The sequence below is a fragment of the Phocaeicola sp. genome (genome assembly GCF_048170425.1).
In the GTDB taxonomy this organism is placed as follows: domain Bacteria; phylum Bacteroidota; class Bacteroidia; order Bacteroidales; family Bacteroidaceae; genus Phocaeicola.
In genome coordinates this window covers 1-6,571 of record NZ_DBEXBB010000161.1, presented here as the reverse complement: position 1 = coordinate 6,571, position 6,571 = coordinate 1, and the positions used below count along the sequence as shown (strand labels likewise).

The following is a 6,571-nucleotide window of genomic DNA, read 5'->3' as shown; positions in this document are numbered from 1 at the left end:
TGTTTTTTAATCGTTTAGTTAATATGAAAATATAGGATAGTTTTTCATTGTTTCATTCACGCGGTGACGTACAGACGCGATTACGTCCTCATTGTCTACGTTTGAAAGTACAGTTTCAATCATTTCTGCGATTTCGTACATCAGGTCTTCTTTGGCTCCACGGGTGGTAATAGCCGGAGTTCCCAGTCGGATACCTGATGTCTGGAATGCGGAACGAGTATCAAATGGCACCATGTTCTTGTTTACTGTAATGTCTGCTGCTACCAGAGCTTTTTCAGCTATCTTTCCAGTCAGGTCGGGATATTTGGTACGCAAGTCTACCAGCATAGAGTGATTGTCTGTTCCTCCTGAAACAATGGTGAAACCACGCTCCATTAAAGCCTGAGCCAATGCCCGTGCATTTTTTTGTACTTGGATTTGATACTCTTTGTATTCCGGCTGCATACATTCGTAGAATGCTACGGCCTTGGCAGCAATGACATGTTCCAGTGGACCTCCTTGAATACCGGGGAATACAGCTGAATCTAGTAACTGTGACATCATCTTGATTTCTCCTTTTGGTGTTTTCTTGCCCCATGGGTTAGGGAAATCTTTTCCCATCAGGATAATACCTCCGCGCGGACCGCGTAAAGTCTTATGAGTAGTTGAAGTTACGATATGTGCATATTTCACTGGGTTGTCAAGTAAGCCTGCAGCAATCAGTCCGGCTGGGTGTGCCATGTCAATCATCAGGATGGCACCTACCTTGTCTGCAATTTCACGCATCCGTTTGTAGTCCCATTCACGTGAATAAGCGGAGCCTCCACCTACAATTAATTTTGGGTGCTCTCTTAAGGCAATTTCTTCCATCTGGTCATAGTCTACACGACCGGTTTCCTTATTCAGGTTATATTCGCATGGAGTGTACAGAATGCCCGAAGTATTTACAGCAGAACCATGTGAAAGATGCCCTCCATGTGCCAGATTCAATCCCATGAACTTATCTCCTGGGTTCAATACAGCCAAAAATACGGCAGCATTGGCCTGTGCACCTGAATGAGGTTGTACGTTGGCCCATTCAGCACCGAAAATCTGCTTGATGCGGTCGATGGCCAGCTGTTCACTCTGGTCTACCACCTCACATCCTCCGTAATATCTTTTCCCGGGATAACCTTCTGCATATTTATTAGTCAGACAAGAGCCCATGGCTTGCATGACTTGTTCACTTACGAAATTTTCCGAGGCAATTAGTTCAATACCTTTCAATTGTCTCTGATGCTCTTTCTCAATGATGTTAAAAATTGAATCGTCTCGTTTCATGATTATAGTTGTTTTAAAATGGAAAATCCTGTTAGAAAATAACTCCGACGGAAAAGCTCAGAATATTTTTTCGTTGTTCTAATTTGATATTTCCTTCATTATGTGGAGTCTCTGTTTGTTCGGTGTTATAAGTGATGGAACGTATGGTGTTATGAAGTCCCACTTCATACCGAAAATCAAAAAAGATGTTAGATACATTTACCGCCAACCCCACAACTCCGCTATATTGGAACGGATACTGCTCTTCCTTTATGCCCTGTTGGTGGAAACCTGTGAATTCGGTAGAACAATGCTTATCCCATACCCATGTCACCTTGGGACCTACGAAAAACGCCATTCCATATGGATGTACGTCTACAAACTTATAGCCGTAAAGAACGGGGAGGTCAAACGTAGTCATCCTTCTTTTAATCAGGGAATTTTCTTTTAGGATTTCCGAGTTGGCCAATGTGCTGGGGATAGAGACACTTCCTTGTGTGATGTTGCAGGAGAACTCTGGCTGGATGAAATGATGCTTTTTCATGTTGAACCGACAGAACACCGCAGCAAAATAGCCTACTTTATAATTGTTCTGGGCGAATTCCAGTTCTTTACCGTTAATTGAAATCTCATCCGTAAAGAACATGGAAGAGTTGAAGCCTGCTTTTACTCCTAAATTGAAACGGGGCTGTTTCAGTGTAACCATAGGTGTGGTTACGGTTTGTGCCTGCAATTCGCAAACTGTCAGCACACCGCTTCCAATGAGGGTAAATAGGACTTCTTTTATCATAATTCAGTTATTTCTTTTTCTCTACAGACCATCCAAACTTGCCTATTTTCTCTCCCAGTTCATAATATCCTCCATGTGTATAAACCAGTAAGTTTGATTGTGCCAGTTCGAATTTCCCGGTTTCTGAATTCAGGTATTTGTCGTCAGCTTTCACATTGACCACATCGGCAATAAACATGTGGTGCGAACCTAACGCCACGATTTCCTTTACCCGACATTCAATGCAGAGAGGGGATTCTTCAATGAGAGGAGCTTGCACCATAGAGGACTTTCCCGGTGTAAGTTTCATTTCATGGAACTTGTTGTAGTCTTTTCCTGAACGTACTCCGCACCAGTCTGTGGCAAAAGCCATGTCTTTGGTGGTCAGGTTAATGACAAATTCCATATTCTTTTTCAGAATAGGATAAGAATGTCGTTCCGGCCTGACAGAGATATAACACATAGGCGGGTTGGTACAGATTGTACCTACCCACGCTACGGTGATAATGTTATATTCTTCTTCGCAACTGCCGCATGTAACCAAGGCAGCCGGAAGAGGATAAATCATTGTACCTGGTTTCCAGTCCTGCTTCATGGTTTACAGAAGTTTGATGTTATCCTTCTGCTGCTCTTTCTCGCAGTAGTGGCACTTCAGGAGGCCTTTTTCTTTGTCGATGACGTGAAACCAGGTTTGCATCGGCTCGTTGTTGCTGATACATTTCGGGTTGTTGCATTTCACGATGCCTTTCAGTTCGTCGGGCATTTCTACCTCTTTCTTTTCCACTACTTCATAATCACGAATGATGTTCAGCTTGATTTTAGAAGCCACCACCGATAGACGGCTGATTTCTTCTTCCGTAAAGAACCGGTCGGCAATTTTGATAATTCCCTTTTTGCACAGCTTCTTGCTTTCAAAGTTGTTGCCTATCGTAATGTTTGCATCTTCATCTTGCAAACCAAGCAAGGATACGACTGTAAACAATTTATTGGATGGTATATGGTCAATGACTGTTCCGTTTTTCAGCGCAGCCACCTGTAATTCTTTCTTTTCACTCATAGTTACTTGAATTGAATAGTTTTCCGGATTATTTTTCAGTATCAGCTTTTACCTCATCAAGCGTAATTCCCAGTACGTCGCAAAGGATAGCCTGGCGGGCATAAAGACCGTTTTTGGCCTGTTGGAAATAGTAAGCCTTCGGATTGTCGTCCACGTCGTAAGTAATCTCGTTCACACGAGGAAGCGGATGGAGGATTTTCAGATTCGGACGTGTATGTTCCAGCATCTTGTTGTTCAGGATATATACATCCTTTACTCTTTCATACTCCATGAGGTCGGTGAAACGCTCCCGTTGTACACGGGTCATATACAGAATATCGGCATCTGCAATGGTTTCTTCCGTGAAATCAGTGTGTTCTACGTATTTGATGTGATGTTCCTGGCAATACAGCTTGTATTCGTCCGGCATTTTCAGTTCGTCCGGAGCAATGAAATGGAAAGTAGGATTGAAGTGTCGCATAGCCATCAGCAGCGAGTGAACCGTTCTTCCGTATTTTAAGTCACCTACCAGATAAATGTTCAGGTTTTCCAGTGTGCCTTGAGTCTTATAGATGGAGTATAAATCCAGCATCGTCTGTGAAGGATGCTGGTTTGCACCGTCTCCGGCATTTACGATGGGTACAGGAGCTACTTCACTAGCATAACGTGCTGCTCCTTCCAGATAGTGTCTCATTACGATGATGTCAGCGTAGTTGCTCACCATCATGATGGTATCCTTCAGAGTTTCTCCTTTGGAAGAGCTGGTTACTTTAGGGTCGGTAAATCCGATAACTCTTGCTCCCAGGCGGTTGGCTGCCGTTTCAAAGCTCAGGCGGGTACGGGTAGATGGCTCAAAGAACAGAGTGGCAACTACCTTTTCTGCCAGCAGGCGGCGGTTAGGTTTCTTTTCGAACTCTTTTGCCATTTCCAGAAGATACATGATTTTCTCTTTGGAATGTTCTGCGATAGTAACTAAACTTCTATTTTCCATGTTAGCTGTTTTTGATTACTTTTATAATACCGGAATTCAAAGGTAGATAAAAAAAATAGAAATCCTACTGTTTTTGGGATATTTCGGATTACGTTTTCGCATTTAAGAGGATATTACGGAAAATAAGTCTTTGTTACAAAGATTTTCCGTAAATTTGCGGCTTAAAAGTCTAATTAATGAATATAATAAAAGTATGAGAAAAATATTTATATATGCAATGTGGGGGTTTGTGTTTCTCTGCATTGCTGCAATTGCCATTGTCTTTACAGCCATTGCGAAAGGCAAGATCGGTTATGTTCCTCCAGTGGAAGAACTGGAAAATCCGAATCTGAAGTTTGCCACTCAGGTTATTTCAGAAGACGGGAAACTACTGGGTACTTGGTCGCTTAGTAAAGAAAATCGAGTATATGTAGGCTATGAGGACCTTTCTCCCCATCTGGTACATGCGTTGGTGGCTACTGAAGACGTGCGTTTTGAAGACCATTCCGGTATTGATGCCCGGGCTTTCATGCGTGCGGTTATCAAGCGCGGAATCTTTATGCAGAAACATGCCGGTGGAGGTAGCACCATCACCCAGCAGTTGGCTAAGCAGTTCTATTCACCTACAGCGGATAATGTGATGGAGCGTTTGTTGCAGAAACCTATCGAATGGGTGATTGCCGTAAAACTGGAACGTTATTATACAAAGGAGGAGATTCTTACCATGTATCTTAATAAGTTCGACTTTCTGAACAATGCTGTAGGAATCAAAACTGCAGCCAAAACTTATTTTGCCAAAGAGCCTAAAAATCTGAAAATAGAAGAGGCAGCTACGTTGATAGGTATGTGTAAGAATCCCTCTCTCTATAATCCTCGTCGTTTTAATGAACGTTCCCGTGGACGCCGTAATACTGTTCTTGACCAGATGCGTAAGGCGGGCTTCCTTACTCAGGAAGAATGTGACTCCTTGCAGGCTCTTCCTTTGGTGCTGAAATTTCAGCCTGTCGATCATAAAGACGGACTGGCTACCTATTTCCGTGAATACCTGCGTGGCGTAATGACTGCCCGTAAACCGGACCGGAGCGATTACCGTGGCTGGCAGATGCAGAAGTATTATGAAGACTCTCTGGCTTGGGAAACTAACCCGTTGTACGGTTGGTGTGCAAAGAATAAAAAGAAAGATGGTACCAATTATAATCTTTACGTAGATGGTTTGAAAATCTATACTACCATCAATTCCCGAATGCAGCAATATGCCGAGGAAGCCGTTTATGAGCATGTAGCCAAGTATCTGCAACCTCGCTTCTTCAAGGAAAAAAGAGGACGTAAGACCGCTCCATACACCAATGAACTTACTCCAGAGGAAGTAGAACAGATTTTGAACCGTTCTATTCGCCAGAGCGACCGTTATCGTACCATGAAGGCTGACGGATGTTCGGAAGCTGAAATCATGAAAGCCTTTAATACCAAATACGAGATGTCTGTATTCTCATGGGAAGGGGAAAAAGATACAATCATGACTCCGCTTGACTCTATCAAATATTATAAACACTTCCTGCGAGCTGGTTTCATGTCTATGGATCCGATTACGGGACATGTGAAAGCATACGTAGGAGGACCTAATTATAACTACTTCCAATATGATATGGCTATGGTAGGCCGTCGTCAGGTAGGTTCAACCATTAAACCTTATTTATATGCGCTTGCCATGGAAAACGGATTTTCGCCTTGTGACGAGGTACGTAATGTGGAGCAGACGCTTTTTGATGAAAACGGAAAGGCCTGGTCACCCCGTAATAGTTCTAAGTCACATTATGGAGAAATCGTGACATTGAAGTGGGGATTGGCCAATTCTAATAACTGGATTTCAGCCTACCTTATGAGCAAGCTCAGCCCGTACGACTTGGTTCGTCTGATACATTCATTCGGTGTATTGAACAAAGATATACAGCCTACAGTCTCTCTTTGTCTTGGTCCTTGTGAGATTTCGGTAGGAGAGATGGTCAGTGCTTATACGGCCTTTGTCAATAAAGGCATTCGCACTGCTCCGCTTTTTGTCACCCGCATTGAAGATAATGATGGTAACGTCGTAGCTAACTTCACTCCACAGGTAAATGAAGTTATTAGTGAATCAACTTCTTACAAGATGCTCGTCATGCTGCGTGCCGTAATCAATGAAGGTACCGGTGGTCGTGTTCGTCGTTTGTATGGTATTAAGGCCGACATGGGAGGTAAGACAGGAACAACGAACCGTAACTCTGATGGATGGTTCATGGGCTTTACTCCGTCACTGGTATCTGGTTGCTGGGTTGGAGGTGAAGAACGAGACATTCACTTTGATACAATGCGCGACGGTCAAGGGGCTTCTATGGCACTGCCTATCTGGGGTATTTATATGCAGAAAGTTTATGCAGACAAAACATTAAGATACTCTCCAGATGAAACATTCGATATACCGGGTGATTTCGATCCTTGCAAAGACAGACTGACAGAAATAGAAGAAGAAAATAATACACGT

Annotated in this window: 6 protein-coding genes; 1 reads left to right on the top strand and 5 read right to left on the bottom strand. The window is 43.1% G+C overall.

Translation table 11 applies throughout. The features are described 5' to 3' along the window. Positions 1–18: 18 nt before the first annotated feature. From glyA to pyrB, 5 genes are read right to left on the bottom strand one after another with little or no spacing between them, the layout of a single operon-like run. Positions 19–1,299 (bottom strand): serine hydroxymethyltransferase, encoded by a 1,281-nt coding sequence (gene glyA / locus ACMJ0U_RS06225; RefSeq protein WP_417128916.1) that lies wholly within the window; start codon positions 1,297–1,299, stop codon positions 19–21. Between the two features lie 31 nt (positions 1,300–1,330). Further along, complete coding sequence (locus ACMJ0U_RS06220; protein WP_417128914.1) at positions 1,331–2,068, bottom strand: porin family protein; 738 nt, start codon at positions 2,066–2,068, stop codon at positions 1,331–1,333. A 7-nt stretch (positions 2,069–2,075) separates the two neighbouring features. Continuing rightward, positions 2,076–2,642, bottom strand: coding sequence for a flavin reductase family protein (locus ACMJ0U_RS06215; RefSeq protein ID WP_417128913.1), 567 nt, complete (start codon positions 2,640–2,642; stop codon positions 2,076–2,078). A 3-nt stretch (positions 2,643–2,645) separates the two neighbouring features. Next, a complete protein-coding gene (pyrI, locus tag ACMJ0U_RS06210; protein ID WP_417128912.1) occupies positions 2,646–3,104 on the bottom strand; it encodes an aspartate carbamoyltransferase regulatory subunit in 459 nt (152 codons plus the stop codon). A gap of 28 nt (positions 3,105–3,132) precedes the next feature. Beyond that, entirely contained in the window at positions 3,133–4,074 is a 942-nt protein-coding gene (gene pyrB, locus ACMJ0U_RS06205) for an aspartate carbamoyltransferase (RefSeq protein ID WP_417128910.1), read from the bottom strand. 193 nt (positions 4,075–4,267) lie between these two features. On the opposite strand from pyrB, the gene ACMJ0U_RS06200 reads away from it, so the two are divergent. After that, positions 4,268–6,571: transglycosylase domain-containing protein (locus ACMJ0U_RS06200; protein ID WP_417128908.1), on the top strand; the 2,304-nt coding region annotated here is incomplete at its 3' end.